This window comes from Glaciimonas sp. GNP009 (assembly GCF_054343755.1).
In genome coordinates this window covers 2,225,445-2,244,627 of record NZ_JBTGUV010000004.1, presented here as the reverse complement: position 1 = coordinate 2,244,627, position 19,183 = coordinate 2,225,445, and the positions used below count along the sequence as shown (strand labels likewise).

At 48.5% G+C, this 19,183-nt stretch carries 21 protein-coding genes; 3 read left to right on the top strand and 18 right to left on the bottom strand.

What is annotated here, in order from left to right; translation table 11 throughout:
- Positions 1 to 23: 23 nt before the first annotated feature.
- The 13 genes from ACXX82_RS10805 to ACXX82_RS10745 form a co-directional block, all read right to left on the bottom strand.
- Positions 24 to 557 (bottom strand): F0F1 ATP synthase subunit delta, encoded by a 534-nt coding sequence (locus ACXX82_RS10805; RefSeq protein ID WP_322234537.1) that lies wholly within the window; start codon positions 555 to 557, stop codon positions 24 to 26.
- A gap of 2 nt (positions 558 to 559) precedes the next feature.
- Positions 560 to 1,030, bottom strand: a complete 471-nt coding sequence (locus ACXX82_RS10800) for a F0F1 ATP synthase subunit B (protein WP_322234536.1) — start codon at positions 1,028 to 1,030, stop codon at positions 560 to 562.
- A 72-nt stretch (positions 1,031 to 1,102) separates the two neighbouring features.
- On the bottom strand, positions 1,103 to 1,348 hold the full coding sequence (atpE, locus tag ACXX82_RS10795) for a F0F1 ATP synthase subunit C (protein ID WP_038494309.1): 246 nt from the start codon (positions 1,346 to 1,348) through the stop codon (positions 1,103 to 1,105).
- 141 nt (positions 1,349 to 1,489) lie between these two features.
- Positions 1,490 to 2,317: a F0F1 ATP synthase subunit A gene (gene atpB / locus ACXX82_RS10790; RefSeq protein ID WP_322234532.1), complete on the bottom strand. Its 828-nt coding sequence runs from the start codon at positions 2,315 to 2,317 to the stop codon at positions 1,490 to 1,492.
- A complete protein-coding gene (locus ACXX82_RS10785; protein WP_322234530.1) occupies positions 2,314 to 2,658 on the bottom strand; it encodes an ATP synthase subunit I in 345 nt (114 codons plus the stop codon). The genes atpB and ACXX82_RS10785 overlap by 4 nt, the downstream gene beginning before the upstream one ends.
- Before the next feature lie 131 nt (positions 2,659 to 2,789).
- The gene (locus ACXX82_RS10780; RefSeq protein WP_458562901.1) at positions 2,790 to 3,383 is read right to left on the bottom strand and encodes an RBBP9/YdeN family alpha/beta hydrolase; all 594 of its coding nucleotides are present in this window, start codon (positions 3,381 to 3,383) and stop codon (positions 2,790 to 2,792) included.
- Positions 3,384 to 3,498: 115 nt separating this feature from the next.
- The gene (locus tag ACXX82_RS10775) at positions 3,499 to 4,398 is read right to left on the bottom strand and encodes a ParB/RepB/Spo0J family partition protein (protein WP_322234526.1); all 900 of its coding nucleotides are present in this window, start codon (positions 4,396 to 4,398) and stop codon (positions 3,499 to 3,501) included.
- A gap of 18 nt (positions 4,399 to 4,416) precedes the next feature.
- The gene (locus ACXX82_RS10770; protein ID WP_322234524.1) at positions 4,417 to 5,187 is read right to left on the bottom strand and encodes a ParA family protein; all 771 of its coding nucleotides are present in this window, start codon (positions 5,185 to 5,187) and stop codon (positions 4,417 to 4,419) included.
- A 173-nt stretch (positions 5,188 to 5,360) separates the two neighbouring features.
- The gene (leuE, locus tag ACXX82_RS10765) at positions 5,361 to 6,017 is read right to left on the bottom strand and encodes a leucine efflux protein LeuE (RefSeq protein ID WP_323507384.1); all 657 of its coding nucleotides are present in this window, start codon (positions 6,015 to 6,017) and stop codon (positions 5,361 to 5,363) included.
- A gap of 7 nt (positions 6,018 to 6,024) precedes the next feature.
- On the bottom strand, positions 6,025 to 6,579 hold the full coding sequence (locus ACXX82_RS10760; RefSeq protein WP_323507383.1) for a lipocalin family protein: 555 nt from the start codon (positions 6,577 to 6,579) through the stop codon (positions 6,025 to 6,027).
- On the bottom strand, positions 6,576 to 7,247 hold the full coding sequence (rsmG, locus tag ACXX82_RS10755; RefSeq protein WP_458562900.1) for a 16S rRNA (guanine(527)-N(7))-methyltransferase RsmG: 672 nt from the start codon (positions 7,245 to 7,247) through the stop codon (positions 6,576 to 6,578). The genes ACXX82_RS10760 and rsmG overlap by 4 nt, the downstream gene beginning before the upstream one ends.
- A 120-nt stretch (positions 7,248 to 7,367) precedes the next feature.
- Complete coding sequence (gene mnmG / locus ACXX82_RS10750) at positions 7,368 to 9,305, bottom strand: tRNA uridine-5-carboxymethylaminomethyl(34) synthesis enzyme MnmG (protein WP_323507381.1); 1,938 nt, start codon at positions 9,303 to 9,305, stop codon at positions 7,368 to 7,370.
- Positions 9,306 to 9,613: 308 nt separating this feature from the next.
- Positions 9,614 to 10,387: a sulfite exporter TauE/SafE family protein gene (locus ACXX82_RS10745; RefSeq protein WP_323507380.1), complete on the bottom strand. Its 774-nt coding sequence runs from the start codon at positions 10,385 to 10,387 to the stop codon at positions 9,614 to 9,616.
- A 403-nt stretch (positions 10,388 to 10,790) separates the two neighbouring features.
- Here ACXX82_RS10745 and ACXX82_RS10740 point away from each other — a divergent pair, with 403 nt between their 5' ends.
- From ACXX82_RS10740 to ACXX82_RS10730, 3 genes are all read left to right on the top strand, one after another.
- On the top strand, positions 10,791 to 12,044 hold the full coding sequence (locus ACXX82_RS10740; RefSeq protein WP_458562899.1) for a TonB-dependent receptor plug domain-containing protein: 1,254 nt from the start codon (positions 10,791 to 10,793) through the stop codon (positions 12,042 to 12,044).
- 122 nt (positions 12,045 to 12,166) lie between these two features.
- The gene (locus ACXX82_RS10735; protein WP_458562898.1) at positions 12,167 to 13,108 is read left to right on the top strand and encodes a TonB-dependent receptor; all 942 of its coding nucleotides are present in this window, start codon (positions 12,167 to 12,169) and stop codon (positions 13,106 to 13,108) included.
- Positions 13,109 to 13,290: 182 nt separating this feature from the next.
- Positions 13,291 to 13,569, top strand: a complete 279-nt coding sequence (locus tag ACXX82_RS10730; protein ID WP_322234508.1) for a ChuX/HutX family heme-like substrate-binding protein — start codon at positions 13,291 to 13,293, stop codon at positions 13,567 to 13,569.
- 262 nt (positions 13,570 to 13,831) lie between these two features.
- Here ACXX82_RS10730 and ACXX82_RS10725 read toward each other — a convergent pair whose 3' ends face one another.
- The 5 genes from ACXX82_RS10725 to ACXX82_RS10705 all read right to left on the bottom strand — a co-directional run bounded on the left by ACXX82_RS10725 (position 13,832) and on the right by ACXX82_RS10705 (position 19,013).
- Positions 13,832 to 14,806 carry a branched-chain amino acid ABC transporter permease gene (locus tag ACXX82_RS10725; RefSeq protein WP_323507377.1) on the bottom strand — a complete coding sequence of 325 codons (975 nt, stop codon included), beginning with the start codon at positions 14,804 to 14,806 and terminating at the stop codon, positions 13,832 to 13,834.
- Positions 14,807 to 14,901: 95 nt separating this feature from the next.
- On the bottom strand, positions 14,902 to 15,786 hold the full coding sequence (locus tag ACXX82_RS10720) for a branched-chain amino acid ABC transporter permease (RefSeq protein WP_322234502.1): 885 nt from the start codon (positions 15,784 to 15,786) through the stop codon (positions 14,902 to 14,904).
- Between the two features lie 350 nt (positions 15,787 to 16,136).
- Entirely contained in the window at positions 16,137 to 17,345 is a 1,209-nt protein-coding gene (locus ACXX82_RS10715) for an ABC transporter substrate-binding protein (protein WP_322240320.1), read from the bottom strand.
- Positions 17,346 to 17,472: 127 nt separating this feature from the next.
- Positions 17,473 to 18,231, bottom strand: a complete 759-nt coding sequence (locus ACXX82_RS10710) for an ABC transporter ATP-binding protein (protein WP_323507392.1) — start codon at positions 18,229 to 18,231, stop codon at positions 17,473 to 17,475.
- 11 nt (positions 18,232 to 18,242) lie between these two features.
- Complete coding sequence (locus tag ACXX82_RS10705; RefSeq protein ID WP_322234499.1) at positions 18,243 to 19,013, bottom strand: ABC transporter ATP-binding protein; 771 nt, start codon at positions 19,011 to 19,013, stop codon at positions 18,243 to 18,245.
- Positions 19,014 to 19,183 lie beyond the last annotated feature (170 nt).

Below are 19,183 nucleotides of genomic sequence, written 5' to 3'. Positions count from 1 at the left end.
GGCTCAGTAAAAAGTCTGCTGTCTTATGCCGTTAACGCGACATTTAACTGTTGCAGCTTGGCGCGTACCGATGTGTCCAGCACTTCATCGCCAACCACCACGCGCACTCCACCAATTAACGTACTGTCAACCTTGACAGAAGGGTTGAGCTTGCGACCGAATTTCTTTTCCAACGTGACCAGCAGTTCTTGCACTTGTGCAGCAGACAGCTCAAAAGCACTGGCGATTTCAACATCGGCGGCACCTTCCTCGGCATTTTTCAGCACGTGGAATTGTTCAGCGATTTCTGGCAATGCTATCAAACGGCCATTGGCAACCAATGTGGTGACGAAGTTTTTGGCTTCGACAGACAATGGTGACGTCAATAACGAAAGAAAGATGTCAGTAACTTGCTGATGTGTCACCGCAGGATTACGCGCCAGGGTAAGCACATCAGGATGGGCGGCAACTTGCGCCATCTCAATAATCAAACCAGACCACGCAGCCAAATCTTGCGTTTTGGCTACACGGAACAGCGCATCTGCGTAAGGGCGGGCAATCGTTGCGATTTCAGCCATGATTACAGCTCTGTTTTCAGTTGATCCAACAAGTCGGCATGTGCCGCTGCATTGACTTCACGCTTCAAGATCTGTTCTGCACCTTTGACGGCCAGAGTAGCAACTTCGCCGCGCAAACCTTCACGCGCTTTGGTTACTTGCTGATCTGCATCGGCTTTGGCATTCGTGATAATACGCGCCGCTTCGTCTGAAGCCGTTTTTTTGGCTTCATCAATAATTAGCTGCGCACGCTTTTCGGCTTCGCCAATACGCTTCTGACCTTCGTCACGCGCTGTCGCCAGTTCTGCCTGTACCCGCTTTTCAGCGGCTGCCAGATCTGCCTTGCCGCGATCAGCGGCTGCTAGGCCGTCCGCAATCTTCTTGGTGCGCTCATCGAGCGCTTTCATCAACGGCGGCCACACGAATTTCATCGTGAAGCCGGCGAGGATAAAGAAGACCACGAACTGCGCAAACAATGTTGCATTTAAGTTCACGGTAATTTCCTTCTCAGAATAACGTGTGCTGAAATAATTTCAGCAAAATGAGAATCGGCTATGTTGCCCGAATTACTTAGGGACGAATGGATTTGCGAAAGCGAACAACATGGCGATACCAACACCGATCAGGAACGCAGCGTCGATCAAACCAGCTAGCAAGAACATTTTAGTTTGCAAAGTGTTCATCAGTTCTGGCTGGCGTGCGGATGCCTCAAGGTATTTACCGCCCATGATAGCGATACCGATACAAGCACCGATTGCGCCCAAACCAATAATCAAACCACAAGCCAAAGCAACAAAAGAGAGATCCGTCATGACAATTCCTTCAAAGTTAAAGTTAATACAAAAGGCAAATCAAAAAAATAAAAACTACAAAACCTACCAACCGATGTGGATCCCCGCTCGTGACGCTTGGCTAAATGCCTGCGCGCCTAGAGCGGATTTACCATCCAAAGCTTAATGTTTTTCGTGCGCCTGGCCGATGTAGACCAACGTCAGCATCATAAAAATAAATGCTTGTAGCAACACGATCAAGATATGGAAAATCGCCCAAATCGAACCGGCAATTACGTGTCCGACGAAACCAAAAGTGGTCGCCGCAGAACCCAGCAATGCAATCAACAGGAACAACAATTCGCCGGCATACATATTGCCGAACAGTCGCATCCCCAGAGATACGGTTTTTGCAGCGAATTCAATCAGGTTCAAAAGTAGGTTAAACGGGGCAAGCCAAATACCGAACGGTGCAGCCAGCAATTCGTGCACAAAGCCGCCAACGCCCTTGATCTTGACGCTGTAATACAACATCAGAACCAGAACGCCCAACGCGATACCCATTGTGCCGTTCAAATCGGCAGTTGGTACGGCGCGATGGTGGGAAATAATGCCATCCAGACCAACCAGTTTAAAGAAGCTCGAAAACATATCGACCGGCAAGAAGTCGAGCGAGTTCATCAAAGCAACCCAAACGAATACGGTCAATGCAAGTGGCGCGATAAAACTGCGATCACCGTGGACGATTTCTTTCGATTGGTTTTCTACCATCTCAACCATCATCTCGACGAAAGCCTGAAAACGTCCAGGTACACCGGCGGTCGCGTTACGCGCTGCCAGAAACATCAGCACGCAGCCAACGACACCCGCAAAAACGGACCAAAAAACGGTGTCGATATTAATGATTGAAAAGTCCACAATCTTGGATTGGTGACCGGTGGCAAGATGTCCGAGGTGATGGACAATATATTCGGAGGGGGTAAGTTGTGCGTCGAGTACAGCTGCAGTCATGATTGGCGTCTAAATAGTAAGATAAAGTAACTTTTCAGCACCACGATGAAGCTGACGACAAAAGCCAGCCAATTAACACCGTGGTACAACCATACAACTGCGCCCAAGAGCGCAACCGTCGTAGCAATTTTGATAAATTCACCGATAAAAAAAGATATCGGATCAGCGCCGCCAGGTTTCCGCGCGCTGAAAAAAAGTCGTAATGCAAATAATCCGTTCGGTACCGCGCAACACAATCCACCGAGCAGTGCAGAAATAAATCCCGTCATACCGCCCAATAATCCTGCTACACCGGCCACAAACACAGTGACAATAAATTGCAAGAGCACAATACGCAACATATTGATCCCATGTTATTCAATGCCGTGCGTCAGAAAGGTGCGCTTACGGCAATTTTAGAAACCCGCGGATTATACGATCAGCGTGTTGTTTTCGTCAAACTTTTGCAAAAGAATCATGAGCTTATATGATTCTATACAACAGATTGCATGCGACCAACTTGCGCCAACCACGTCCGACCTTGTTGCCAATCACGCAACCCGCTCGCCGCGTTTAGGTGACCAAGTGCACCAATATTGTGAAACGTGGCCTTCCAGTCGGCCGAAAAACTTTGTATTTTGGTTATTTCACACCAAGAATCGTTGTCCGATCCAACGACGATGGTATCAAACGGCAACGCCATCCTTGGCATCGGCCCGAAGTCACGTACCGAGGCTGGGAAGTCGGCGCGCTCCACGTCCGGCGGCGCGACCAGCAGCGCACCTTTGACCATTGCTGCACTCCCTTGGCAATTACCATGCTCCGCTACCCACCACGCCACCAGTGCACATCCCAGACTGTGTGCAGCTAAAACCACGGGACCGTTCGATGCCTGAATTGCTGCGTCCAGAGTATTAACCCAATCTTGACGGCATGGGGTGTCCCAATCTTGCTGCTGCACGCGTTGAGCAGTTGGCAACATCTGCTCCCAATATGTTTGCCAGTGACCATCGCCAGAATTATTAAGTCCCGGCAACAGAAGAATGGTTGGCGCTGCGGCAGCTGATACGGCGGATGGCACGGGCATAATAAAGCCACTTCTTTATCAAGACTAGAATGCAGGATATTAAATGGTAAACACGCAATACGACGATCACTATATCCAAGAGGCACCGAAGATACCGAAGATACCGAAGATATTTTTATTCGGGGCCTCTCAACCGTGCAATTAATCCATCCAGCGTATCAAGATCGGAGAAATCGATAATCAATTGGCCGCGATTCTTTGCGCCGGTCTTGATTGCCACCGTCGTGGCAAGCATATCCGACAGTTCTTCTTCCAGCCGTGCGATATCGCGAGATTTTTCCTTGCCTTTGCCGACCGGTCGCGCAATAGCATTCTGTTCGGCTGTCGTGCGCGTAACCAGTTTTTCCGCGTCTCGCACCGACATCCGCTTGGCCACGACCTGATTCGCCAACGTAATCTGTGTAGCGGCGTCGACAGCCAGCAATGCACGCGCATGGCCCATGTCAATGTCGCCCGCCATCAGCATGGTTTGAACCGGCTTGGCGAGATTGAGCAAACGCAGCAGATTAGAGACCGCACTGCGTGATCGGCCTACCGACAGCGCCGCCTTTTCATGGGTGAAATCAAAATCGGTAATCAGACGATGGATACCTTGCGCCTCTTCTAGTGGATTCAAATCCTCTCGCTGGATGTTTTCGATCAACGCCATGGCTGCGGTGGTCTGATCGTCGACATCTTTGACCAATACCGGCACTTCGGTCAGACCAGCAATTTGCGCCGCACGAAAACGTCGTTCACCGGCAATAATCTCATAATGCTGCGCACCATTGCGCAAGGCAATTGGCCGCACCAAAATCGGCTGCAGCAAACCTTGTTCTTTTATCGATGCGGCCAGTTCGGTCAGTGCGCCTTCGTCCATGCGGGTACGCGGCTGATACTTACCGGCCTGCATCACCAGAACCGGCAGCACCGAGGGCGCGCCTGCGATGGTTGGCACCGCTTCGGTAATATCAGTGGAACCGCCTAGCAACGCATCCAGACCGCGCCCCAAACCTTTTGATTTTTTCGTAACCATATTAATTTACCTTGCCAATCACATTGTTTTGATGCGCTCGACCATCTCGGCACCAAACGCAATATAAGCTTGCGCACCTTTGGAGGCGGGATCAAAGCAAACACCGGGCATCCCATACGATGGCGCTTCGGCCAGACGCACATTGCGCGGAATTACCGTTTTAAAAACTTTATCGCCAAAGTGTTGCTCAAGCTCTGCCGACACCTGCTGCGACAACGTCATACGCGGATCAAACATCACGCGCAACAAACCGATTATTTTTAAATCGGTATTCAAATTGGCATGCACTTTTTTGATGGTATTCACCAAGTCCGACAGCCCTTCGAGGGCATAGTATTCGCACTGCATCGGGATAATTACACCGTTTGCTGCGCACAGTCCATTTAACGTCAACAACGATAGTGCCGGTGGACAATCAATCAGAATAAAATCATAGTCATCCGCAATGCTGGCAATCGCATCCTTGAGACGCTTTTCACGATTTTCCAGCTCAACCATTTCGACTTCGGCACCAGCTAACTCGCGATTGGCGGGCAGCACATCAAAATTGCCGGTTTCCGACACAACGCGAACACTTTTGATATCAGCCATCCCGAGTAATACCTCGTAGATCGATCCTTTTAGCGTGCCTTTGTTGATGCCGGCACCCATTGTTGCATTGCCTTGCGGATCGAGGTCAGCCAACAATACACGCTGATTTAGTTGCGCCAGGCCAGCGGCTAGGTTCACAGCAGTGGTGGTCTTGCCAACTCCGCCTTTTTGATTGGCGACGCAGAAAATTTTTGCCATAAGGTGATATTTTTTTAGTATGTAGTGCGTTAAGGCTTGCGCAAAATTGTTCCGACAACGCACTTGTAAAATTGCATTAACTTGGATCACCTATAAAAAACATCCAGGCCCGGTCAAGGTAACAATCCGACTATCGTTGCTGGAGCAATTTTGCGTACGTCCACAAAATGTATTTAATTCGTCGTGATTTTAATGCCAAAACCTATCAGAAAAATCCCTGCCGCTTTGGAAGCGAACGCAGCGAGAAGGCGGTGACGCGCCAAATGTTTAGCCGCTGCATTTCCCAATACCACAAGTAGACTACCGTAAATCAAGCTGCAACTGGAAATGATTGCACCCATCGTCAGAAAAGTAATGCTGCCACGTTGTGAGACCGGATCAATAAACAACGGAAAAAAAGCCATATAAAAAATGATCGCCTTTGGGTTGATCAAGGTCACGAAAAACCCGCGACGCCAATCCACGGTATGGGAAAAAGAAACACCGGCATCGACAGTCACTTTTCTACTTTCGGGCTCGCCCTTCCCTTTTGCGCGCAATAATTTAATGCCAAGATAGACAAGATAGATGGCCCCAATAGCTTGCACGCCTTTGAATAACAGCAGATTCGCGTGCAACAATGCCGCAACCCCGATCGCCGCCAAAAACATCAGTACCGCATCGCCCACCATCATCCCGATCAAGGCAGCAAATCCGCCACGCAAACCATTCTTGGCAGCGCTCGTCAGAATGCAAAACGTCCCTGGTCCCGGCAACATCAAAAACACCGCCATCGCAGCAATTAAATGCCACACTTCAGTGATACCAAGTAGGTGAAAATAAGCGTTCATAAAGAGCTCAGTCTTGCTTGGTTTTAACGAGTTGGCTCACGTCGAACCCTTGCCTCGCAACCTTCTGAATCGCGGCCTGATAACTGAATTCTGGCAAGCTGGGTGATCGCGAAAGTATCCATAAATAATTACGCCCGGGTTCACCCACTACCGCATAAGAATAATCGGGTGCCAAATCCAATACCCAATAATCACCCCAAACAAACGGCAACCATGACAACCACGCTGGCGCAAAGCGCACTTTTAATTTGGAATTGGTAGCGCTACCTGAACTATCTGCGAGACGAGCAACCCCAATGGCTTCATCCACCGAGCCGTCATTTTTTTGACAGCGATTTATCACGTCAATACGCCCGTCCACGCGCGTGCGATATTCAGCGGTAACGTTACCGGCACAGGACTTTTGAAAGCGATTCGGAAAACGTGCAATCTCATACCACTTACCGGCGTACCGATTTAAATCGATGGACGGCACCGCCACCACATTTTGGGCGAGGGTTACTGAAGGTGTTAATATGGCAAAAAATGAAAAAGATATTGAAAATATAATATTTCTCATCATCCTATCGCTCGCTTAATGGTAATCAAATGACGTTCGGCGTCCAGCCCCGGCACCGCGATCCGACGTACCTCGGCGACTTCCCATCCTGCTGGTAGCCGCTCAATCTCTGCGGCTGGTTGCAGACCCTTAAGGGCGATAAACTGACCACCGTCTGCCAATAAATGCGCCGACCAGTTGATAAAGTCAGACAGTTCAGCAAAGGCGCGCGATGTAATGACATCAAACTTATGTGGTACTTCAAGCTCTTCAACTCTGGCAGTGTGAACACGGACATTTTTTAGTCCCATTTCTGCCTTAACTTGCGTCAAAAATGCCGTTTTTTTATGTACCGTATCGATCATGGAAACGCGCATATCCGGCTGCGATGTCATCGCCCAAATCGCCAATATCATCCCAGGCAAGCCACCGCCGGCCCCAACATCCAGCACGTTTTGTGCACCAGAAAAGGCAGGAACCACCGCCAGTGAATCCAGCAAGTGATGCGTCATCATCTGATCCGGCGCGCGAATTGACGTCAGGTTATAGGTTTTGTTCCACTTCGCCAGCATCGCCAGATAGGTCAACAATTGCGCTTGCTGAAGGCCATTGAGCGCTATGCCCAAAGTCTTCGCTCCATCACGCAAAGTGGCGGCGAGCGCGCCGCAAGCGCTGGTATCTACTTCACTCATCCTGACAATCCTTCAGTATCTCGACCATGTTGCGGCAATAATGCATAGCGATTAAGCGTGAACCAAGCATGAACCAAGCACGAATCAAGCATTAATTCAGCCTTGATTAAGCCATAAGTCCTAAGCCGCCTGATCACTTTTATCAGCTAGCTTGTCCATTTTTTTCATGGTGCCTTTTTTTACGTGTACCAGCAACAAGGACAACGCGGCTGGCGTCACACCGGCAATGCGTGAAGCCTGGCCGAAGGTTTCCGGACGATGCTGATGCAATTTTTGGCGCACTTCCATCGACAGAGACTGCACTTGCATGTAATCAAAGTCTGTTGGAAATTTAAGATTTTCACTATGCTCGTGGCGCTCTACTTCACGCGCCTGACGGTCAATGTATCCAGCATATTTAAGTTGAATTTCGACCTGCTCTTTGACCGTACCATCCGCAACGCCGGGCCCACCCAAGACCTGACCGTCAATGCCCGTCAGCGTCATTAATGCATCGTAAGAGACGTTGGGACGACGCAGCAAATCTGATAGCGCGTACTCGCGCTGAATTGCCACTCCAACAACTCTCTCAGCTTCTGCATCGGATAAAATGCGTGGGTTCACCCACGTGGAACGCAGCCGCTCCATTTCAAGCGCGACGGCTTCGCGTTTTTTCTCGAATTGCTCCCATTGCGCATCACCAACACAACCCAACCGGCGGCCAATCTCAGTCAAACGTAAATCGGCATTGTCCTCACGCAGACTTAAGCGATATTCGGCACGGCTGGTGAACATACGATACGGCTCAAGTACACCTTGCGTAATCAAATCGTCGACCAGCACGCCTAGATAAGCCTCATCCCGTCTTGGGGTCCAGGCATCACGCTCTTGCGTCTGCAAAGCCGCGTTTAAGCCCGCCAGCATGCCTTGGGCGGCCGCCTCTTCGTAGCCTGTTGTGCCATTGATCTGACCGGCAAAGTAGAGTCCGTTGATGAGTTTTGTTTCCAATGATGCTTTAAGGCCGCGTGGATCGAAATAGTCATATTCGATGGCGTAACCGGGACGCAAAATGTGGGCATTTTCCAGTCCCTTCATTGATCGGACCAATGCCAGCTGTACGTCAAACGGCAAACTTGTAGAAATCCCATTCGGATAATATTCATTGGTCGTCAAGCCTTCTGGCTCCAGAAAAATCTGGTGCGAGTCCTTACCTGCAAAGCGATGAATTTTATCTTCGATCGATGGGCAATATCGCGGGCCGACACCCTCAATGACTCCGGTGTACATCGGGCTACGATCAAGGCCAGCACGAATAATGTCATGCGTCTGCAAATTGGTGTGCGTAATCCAGCAAGGCATCTGAGCTGGGTGCATTGCCGCGTTACCCATCACCGAAAACACCGGAACGGGATCCAGATCGCCTGGTTGCGGCTGCATGACCGAAAAATCGATTGTGCGGCCATCAATCCGTGGCGGCGTACCGGTTTTTAGCCGGCCTTGCGGCAGCTTCAATTCTTTCAAGCGAGCTGATAGTGAAATCGCAGGAGGATCACCCGCCCTGCCCGCCGCATAGTTATTTAAGCCAACGTGAATTTTTCCATCGAGAAACGTTCCGGTGGTCAGAACCACAGCACGACTAAGGAAGCGAATACCAACTTGCGTGACCGCACCTATCACACGATCGCCTTCAACGATCAGATCATCAACAGCCTGCTGGAATAGCCATAGATTCGGCTGATTCTCGAGCCGCGAACGTATCGCCTGTTTGTATAGTATGCGGTCTGCCTGAGCACGCGTGGCGCGCACTGCTGGGCCTTTGGATGAATTTAATATCCTGAACTGAATACCAGCCTCATCGGTCGCGATCGCCATCGCCCCACCCATTGCATCAACCTCTTTTACGAGGTGGCCTTTACCAATGCCACCAATGGAGGGATTGCATGACATCTGACCCAAAGTCTCGATATTATGGGTTAGCAGCAAGGTTTTTTGACCCATACGCGCAGAGGCCAAGGCAGCTTCGGTACCGGCATGACCGCCACCGACAACGATTACATCAAAATTTGTAGGAAAGAGCATAATGCGCCTCGATGAGAGGGTGAACAGAGGCGTGATTATAAATCCATTTCACGTTGACCGCCCACTTGTTGACTCGGTTGTGGTAAAGCAGCCGTGTTCGCACGACACTTGAGCTTTTACCACAATTCAAACATTAGTAAGTAACAAACTTATTCGAGAGATATGTTCAAACGATTCGCGAAAATATGTAAAGGCGGATTTACGGATGGTTCCACGTGAAACAATTGCGACTCGTTTTGACGTTCACTATCTTAAACCAAACAAATCTTTCGTTTTTGAAACCCCGTTGTTCCACGTGAAACCATTTATTATTTTAAAAACGCATCGTAAGCTGTTTTTAATATTAAGACCGATACCACCACCAAAAATAATTTACGAACAAATCCACTGCCGTGCTTTATGGCCAATCGCGTACCCACTAGCGAACCTGCGACATTACAGATCGCCATTAGCAACGCGAGTTGCCAAAGAATATGTCCGCTGTAGCCAAACCAAAGCAATGCCGCAAAATTGGTCGCGACGTTCACAACCTTTGATACAGCAGAGGCAGCGAGGAAGTCAAATCCAAAAAACCGCACAAATAAGAAAATCAGGAAGCTACCTGTGCCAGGACCAAAAAGACCGTCATAAAATCCGATTCCACAACCAATCAGTATCGCAATGACCAATTCTTTAGATCCATTATGGCGGGGCGCATGAATACTGCCGAAATCCTTCTTGGCAAAGGTGTATGCCGCAACCGCTAGCAAAATAAATGGCAGACTTTTACGGATCGCATCCGTCGGTATATGAGTGACCGTATATGCACCCAGAAATGCAAATACAAAAGCGGCACCTGCTGCGGGCAACGCTGCCCGCCAGGCCAAACGAACTCTTCGCCCATAGTTGATGGCAGCAGCAGTCGTGCCAAAGATACCGGCCAACTTGTTGGTTCCAAGTACCGTCGCTGGCACGGTGTTAGGCAACATGGAAAATAAAGCCGGGATTTGGATCAATCCTCCTCCACCCACCACGGCGTCAATTAATCCAGCGAGAAATCCGGCTATGGCGAGAAGCCCAAAGTTAAATATTAAGTCAGGCATGTTCAATCCCTATTGTGGCCGCGATTTGTCGCATGATACGGATATAAGATGATCCAGTACACGGCACGTAAATGTAAATGTAAATGTAAATGTAAAAAATCTTTACCAGGTCACAGCCCACAATTTTACCTATACACAACAATAACCGCCCTTCTTTACTACCCGTTCGCTAAAAGTTGATGTCGCAAACAGACAGTCACATACACCAACCTGATCGACTTAACTTCAGGCCGCCACGGACAACGGAAACCTTGCAAATAGGAATTATTCTCATCTATAATGATTCTTCATTAGTCTTGTAGCGACTTCCTGCTCACGCAAGCTTCCATTCCCGCAACTTATCTAAGCCAGCCGCAACATACCGTCGCCAGCCAATAAGCTTTTTATTGACCTTGGAGTACGTATGTTTGCCTCTTCATCCCAGCTTCCTTTATCGAAGCCTACCGCCGCCATGCGCGCGGGCACAAGCCCTTCTACTCGCGCTGTTATTCGCTTTATCGCTTTCGTTGCCACTGTTTACTCGTTACCGAGCTCAGCGCAGTCGCTGCAAACAAGCCCCGCCACAACATCAACGCTAGCCGCCTATAACTCTCATCCCGATCTTGCTCTGGAAGAAATATCAGTAACAGCTTCACGATCCGCAAAGCCTTTATCCAGAACGCCGAGCAGTATTTCAGTCATAAATGCCGCCGCCATGGAAGAGCAGCAAGCCAAGGATATTAAGGATTTGCTACGATACGAACCCGGTGTTACGGTTCGACGCGGGCCTTACCGCCCCGCATCCGCAGCCACTGCTGGCGGTCGTGGCGGCAACGAAGGCATCAATATTCGCGGGCTAGAAGGCAATCGTATCTTGCTAATGGAAGATGGCATTCGTTTGCCGAGTGCATTTTCCTTCGGCCCTTTAGAGGCCGGGCGCGGCGACTATGGCGAGATGGATCTCTACAAACGGGTGGAAATATTGCGCGGACCCGCCTCGTCCATGTACGGTAGCGATGGCCTGACCGGTGCGGTCAACTTCATCATCGAAGACCCCGGCGACTTTCTTGATATCTTCAAAAAACCAACATATTTTTCTATCAAACCATCCTACAATTCCATTGATGGCAGTATCTCTACTACGGCGGTAGCGGCGTTCGACGGTGAACGCTTTGAAGCCATGTTAATCGCCAATAAAAGACAGGACCATGAAGTCACAAACCAGGGCCAACGTCATATCCTCGGGCCGAATCGTGATGCCGCAACTCCTCAAGACAGTGACAGCAATTCATTACTCGGCAAAGTGGTCTTCACAGCAAGTCCACGCGACAAATTGACCCTTACCCTTACCCATCAAGAAGGGAAGACTACTTCAGACGTCTTGTTAGCCATTACGCCGACCACTTTGGCCCTGCGCGCAAAAGACAGCGTCGAACGCAATCGTGTCAGCTTTGATTACGAATTCAGCGATAACAAAGAAAATGGCAGTTGGCTGCTCCAGAACGCCCACGTGAAATTCTATTATCAAGACGCCAACAATCATCAAACTTCGTATGAACAGCGCAGACCTACTGCTGATCGGACCCGCGACAATATCTATAAAGAGAACACAATCGGCGGTTCGGCCCAGGCAAAAAGTGGATTCAGCACGGGCAGCCTGCAGCATAACTTAATCTAGGGCGTCGACACCAGCATGGCCCGCATCAGCGGTGCGCGTAACGGTACCGTACCGGGCGTTGGAGAGGCTCCTTTTCCAAACAAAGCCTTCCCTGACACGGACTACGGATTGTTTGGCGTTTTTTGCAAGATGAGATTGCACTCACTCCATATGATGGTTTGACGCTGGTACCTGGATTGCGCTTTGATTCCTATCGGCTAACACCCAAAAGCAACGATCCGGCTTACACCGGTCACGCCACGCCCGCAAGCGGCAACACCATCTCGCCGAGACTGGCTTTGATGCTTGAAATTAATCCATCACTCGTACCCTACATTCAGTACGCACGCGGCTTCCGCACTCCGACGCCAGATCAGGTCAACAATAGCTTCGGAAATCCGATGTTCGGTTATGCCACTGTCGGCAATCCTGATCTAACACCTGAAACCAGCACTACGATAGAGATTGGGTTGCGCGGCAAAATCTATGGCGACTTAGGCAACGTGCTGCGTTACAGCACGGCCGCATTCACTGGCCGGTATCAAAACTTTATCTCACAGGAAATTGTCAGCGGCAGCGGTCGTCCCTACGTCGATCCTTACATTTTTCAATACATCAATCGCGGTGAGGCCCGAATTAGCGGATTGGAAGGAAGACTCGATTGGCAGTTTCCGAACAGCATCGGTATCAAAACCGGTATGGCTTACACCAAAGGTTCGACGCGGTCCAACGGCCAAAGCAATCCGCTCGACACCGTCAATCCCTTCATGGCGGTGCTCGGATTGCGCTACGAACCAAGCGAACGTTGGTTTGTGCAGGCAGACATCAACTATCAGTGCGGCAAGCGCCGTAAAGATATTTCTACGCCGACCTATTTCGCGCCACCCTCCTCTACTATCGCCGACCTGCGCGCCGGATTGAACTTCAGCAAATTTGCCACGCTGTACGCAGGAGTAAGCAATTTATTCGATAGCAAATATTGGAATTGGTCAGATGTACGCGGCTTAGCAGAAAGTTCCAATGTGAAAGACGCCTATACCGCACCCGGTCGCAATTTCACTGTCGGACTTAAATTGCAATACTAAAAAGAAAAATAATCATGCGCGACTCCATTCAATCCAAGCAGACTACGACAGCGTTTTTAAACGCCGACACATCTCAGGCAGAAGTGATTTCCAATCATCTGCAATAACTGCAATAAAAATTACGTCATCGCGAAGCGGCAGCGGCCATCGGTGTTGCCAGGTTCCAGGCGGCATCGAACGGTATGACTGACAAGCATCAATTTTTCAGCATACTGCGTGATGTTGGTCTGAGCCGCACGCAAGCATACCGTCTGGCAGCGCGGCAAACTGCACGTCAGGTCGACAATGGCGCATTAAAAGTAATCTTAACCGCCGCCGCTGTCAGCGCGTTACCGATTATGATTTTCGTCGGTAATAACGGGATGATTCAAATCCATTCTGTCCCTATTTCAAAGGTCAAAATAATGGGAACCTGGACGATGGAACGATACTGGTACAGGATGCGCCCACCATTACCATGACCTCGGAGACGGTCGAGACTTGTCTCGGAATCCAGGTTGAAGTCATAAAGCAAACGGGCAAACCGCCTTTTGCGATACCCATCAAATACCGATAAAAAAATCATCGACACAAGCTGGTAGCAGCAAACTGACGACCGCACATATCGTAACAATATATCGTGACAATAACAGAGCAAACAGAAACTAAAAAAGCCCGCGCAACTACTCTGCGCGGGCTTTAAACGGTGCAACAGTTTTGTCACCAAAGCTGTTCTGAAACTGTTTAATTATCAGCCACCCGGCGCTTAAACAACGCTCCGATTTCACCGACAATCCCGCGCCGGAACACCAGCACGCAGACAATAAATATAAAGCCAGTCACAATCGTCACCGATTCACCTAAACCATTAAACCAGTCGACATGCGTCACTACGGCCAACCAACTGCCGATATCACCCAGCTTATTTTCAAGCACAATGATAATCACAGCGCCGACAATAGGCCCCGTCAGCGTACCAAGGCCACCAACCAACGTCATCAATATCACAAGGCCAGACATGGTCCAGTGCACGTCTGTAAGCGTCTCAAAGCCCAACACAAGCGTTTTGGTTGCACCCGCCAGCCCAGTAAGTCCCGCCGATAAAACAAACGCCAGTAATTTGTACCTGTTCACATCGTAGCCAAGTGAAATCGCACGCGGCTCGTTTTCCTTGATGGCCTTCAGCACCTGACCAAAAGGTGAATTAATCGTCCGTACGATCAACGCAAATCCAAGTACCGCAATCGCCAGCACAACGTAATATAAAGTTAAGTCGCTATCAAGACTGATCAAGCCTAGTAACTTGCCACGTGGCACGCCTTGCAGACCATCTTCACCGCCAGTAAACGGTGCTTGCAGGCAAACGAAATATGCCATCTGTGCCAGCGCAAGGGTGATCATCGTGAAATAAATACCTTGTCGCCGAATCGCCAGACTACCCATTACCAAGCCAATCAATGCGCCCGTCAAGGTGCCAAGTATCAGCCCTACTTCTGTTGGCAAGCCCAATTTCGTCAACGTATAACCAGCAACATAACCGGCACCGCCGAAGAACGCAGCATGACCGAACGACAGCAAACCAGTAAAACCAATCAGCAAATTGAAAGCACATGCAAACAATGCAAAGCACAATACTTTCATCAAAAATACGGGATAGATACCAAACGGCGCGGCCAGCGCGGCGATCAATATCACACCATAGAGAACTTTTTTATTCATGCTGACCATCCTTGCATACGATTAGCGTCGTTGATAACTTGTTTGTTATAGCGTTTTTTTACCGAGAGGTAATAGCGCACGGAATAGCTCATTTTCTATTTTTCCTTGCCGAACAAACCAGCAGGACGAATCATCAAAACGATTGCCATGACAATAAAGACCACGGTAGCCGATGCTTCGGGATAAAAAACACGCGTCAGACCTTCAATGACACCCAACGCTAATCCAGTAATGATAGAGCCCATGATTGAACCCATGCCGCCAATCACTACCACCGCGAAAACAACGATAATAAGATTGGAACCCATCAACGGAGAGACTTGAATGACCGGCGCCGCCAGCACGCCGGCAAAGGCAGCCAACGCACCACCGAAACCGTAGGTGAGTGTCACCATCAATGGCACGTTGATACCAAAAGCCTCAACCAGTTTTGGGTTCTCCGTACCAGCACGCAAATAGGCGCCAAGCTTAGTTTTTTCGATGACAAACCAGGTCGCAAAACAAACGACTAGCGACGCAAATACGACCCACGCACGGTAGTTTGGCAATATCATAAATCCGATATCAGTCGCACCGCTCAGCAAGTCAGGGACCGAATACGGTTGACCGGAAACCCCGTAAAACGAGCGAAAAATACCTTCTACCATCAACGTAATACCGAAGGTCAGCAACAGACCATAAAGATGGTCAAGTTTGTACAGCCAGCGCAACATGGTTTTTTCGATGATGATGCCGAAAACACCAACGATCAACGGTGCCAGACCGAGCATGACCCAATAGTTCAGATTAAAATAAGACAATCCGATCCAGGCCAAAAATGCGCCCATCATGTACAACGCACCGTGCGCAAAATTAATTACATTAAGTAAGCCAAAGATTACCGCCAGGCCGAGCGATAACATGGCGTAAAAAGAACCATTGACCAAGCCCAGCAGTAGCTGACTCATCAAGGCTTGCAGAGGGATGCCGAACAATTCCATGGCAATGTCATCATAAAATCACACTCAATTCGGTCCTGAATTTTCGTCAAATTAATCGAGAATATACCTGACAACAGGTTACTTACCGATTACTTCAGCTAACAGTATCCTTGCTGACGCCTAAGCTCACTTTAAGCATGACGGCAGAAGAATTTTGGACAGAACTGGAATAGTGATGAATCATAAAAAAATACTCAGGCATATGTTTCACGACGCATATTGCGTCAGGCAAACGACATGCCGTGAGTGACGGACTTAGTTGTAATTCAGTTGCAGCTTATTCAGCGACAAAGAGCATCGTATTAACAAATATCAAAAATCCTGCTACCTGCTAATATCAACTACATCAATTATTTCCAAGTCGCGCATTTAGAATCTGCTTTAGACATAAATGCTTTTTCCGCAGGGATTGTTTGAATTTTATTGAGATAATCCCATGGATACTTTGACTCTGCCGGTGCCTTAACCTGATACAAGGTCATGTCATGCACCACGCGTCCGTCAGGGCGCAAGTAGGCGCCTTTGGTGTACATGTCGTTAAATTTTGTCTTGCGCAACTGTGCCATCACTTTTTCACCATCATCGGTACCGATGGCTTTCACTGCATTCAGATATTGCGTGGCCGCAGAATAGTCGGCTGCTTGCAAGCTCGATGGCTCTTTTTTCATTTTTGAAAAATATCGCTTGGCCCAGGCACGTGATTCATCGTTTTGATCCCAATACCAACTATCGGTCAAATACATTCCCTGGGTCTGCTTCAATGTCAGCGAATGAATATCATTGATAAAGACCAGTAAACCTGCCAGTTTGGCAGTCTTGGTAATACCAAATTCGTTTGCTGCTTTGACCGCATTAATGGTGTCGCCACCGGCGTTTGCCAATCCAATAATTTGCGCTTTGGATGCTTGTGCCTGCAACAGGAATGAAGAAAAATCAGATGCATTTAACGGATGCTTGACTGCACCTAAAACAGTTCCGCCTGATGCCTTCACCACGGCTGTTGTATCTTTTTCCAGCGAGTTTCCAAACGCATAATCAGCGGTCAGAAAATACCAGCTTTTACCGCCTTGCTTGACGACTGCAGAACCTGTTCCATTAGCCAATGCATAGGTGTCATACGCGTAATGCACCGTGTAAGGCGTGCACTCTTCGTTAGTCAAACGTGTGCTACCCGCGCCGATTTCAAAAAATGGCTTCTTCTTTTCAGCAGCAATTTTTGCCATCGCCAGCGCAGTGCCGGAATTGGTCCCACCGATCAACATATCCAGGCCTTGCTGATCAAACCATTCGCGCGCTTTGCTTGATGCAATGTCCGCTTTATTTTGATGGTCGGCCACGATTAATTCGATTTTTTTGCCGTTAATGCTTCCACCCATATCAGCGATAGCCATTCTGATTGCTTCTGCACCGCCAGGGCCATCAATATCCGAATACACACTCGACATATCGGTAATAAAGCCAATCTTGATTGTATCGCCAGATATCTGTGCCGTGGCAGATCCAGCGACGCCAAACGCCAGTGTGGAAAATACTGCGAGTGATACTGCTTTCAATTTAATCTTCAATTTGCTCTCCATTTTTACCTGACAATCACGCATTTAGTGTGATCAGCTTATGTATTAGTATTATTTTTACTTTATTGTTTTTGCTTTATTATTTTTGTTTTTTTGTATTGACTACTATTTTTTAAACACCCAGTAACGTATTCAATACGGGCATTTTTTCTTGTAATTGTGAGGCACCAAATGTTTCCACTATCTGTCCATGTTCCATCACATAAAAGCGATCAGCTAACGGCGCTGCGAATCGAAAGTTCTGTTCCACCATAACGATGGTGTAACCCTTCTCTTTCAACAATAAAATCATACGCGCTAGAGTTTGAACAATCACCGGTGCAAGGCCCTCAGAAATTTCATCAAGCAACAGCAGCCGCGCGCCCGTACGCAAAATACGCGCCACCGCTAACATCTGCTGTTCACCACCAGACAACCGGGTTCCCTGACTATTTTTACGCTCCTCCAAATTAGGAAACATGTCGTAAATTTCTGCTATTGACATACCTTTGTCAGTTTTCGAAACAGACGGCGGCAAGAGCAAGTTTTCTTCGGTAGAAAGCGAAGAAAATATACCGCGTTCCTCAGGACAATAACCCAGACCAAGATGCGCAATTTTATGCGTTGGTAAGGAGATAGTTTCAACACCACCGACCTTTATAGACCCTTTACGCGTACCTGTTAATCCCATGATCGCGCGCATCGTAGTCGTCCGACCAGCACCGTTACGGCCCAGTAAAGTCACTACTTCGCCGGCATTTACCGTCAAATTCACGCTGTGTAAAATATGTGATTCGCCGTACCAAGCATGCAGATCGGTAATGCAAAGCGCAGGTGGTTTAACCGAATTACTGGATTTTTCCACTGTATTTTCAGAACCTTGCTGAGACATAACAGACGGCATTAATGCGCTCCTTCGAGTGTGCTTGCTTCAGTACCCATATACGCTTCCATTACAAGTGGATTAGTTGACACGGTTTTGTAGTCGCCTTCTGCCAAAATCGCGCCGCGCTGCAAGACGCTGATTTTGTCGCAAATACCGGCAACTACGCTCATATTGTGCTCAACCATCAGGATGGTTCTACCTGCCGAAACTTTCTTAATCAACGCTGTAACCCGATCCACGTCTTCATGTCCCATTCCCTGCGTCGGCTCATCAAGCAACATTAGTTCCGGATTCATACTTAGTGTTGTCGCAATTTCCAATGCCCGCTTACGACCATAAGGAAGATCAACGGTTAAGGTATCAGCGAATTCCGTCAAATCAACTTCTGCCAGCAGCTCCATTGCACGATCCCGTAACTGGGAAAGACTTTTGCTACTTTTCCAAAAGTGGAAAGAGGTGCCTAAATTGCGTTGCAAACCGATGCGAACATTTTCCATCACCGACAAATGCGGAAACACGGCTGAAATCTGAAAAGAACGAATAATCCCTTGTCGCGCAATTTGTGCAGGCGCAGAAAGGGTGATATCACGATTATTGAACAAAATTTGTCCGGTCGTCGGAATCAAAAATTTAGTTAGCAGATTAAAACAGGTCGTTTTGCCAGCACCATTAGGACCGATCAAAGCATGAATATGGCCGCGCTCAACTTGTAAATTGACATCACTTACCGCCGTAAAGCCTTTAAATTCTTTAGTCAGGCTTTTCGTTTCTAAGATGAAATCGCTCATCCTGTCTCCTTAGGGTTTTTCTTTGCGCCGTGACAAGCCATCGGTACAAATTTTTTATTAGGTTGATAGCAACTGAAACTGGTTTGACGGATAGTACAGAGGACCAGAACACTGAGCAATACGTATAAGTACTAAACTCAAATCAACAACATTTTATGGTAATTTAAGCC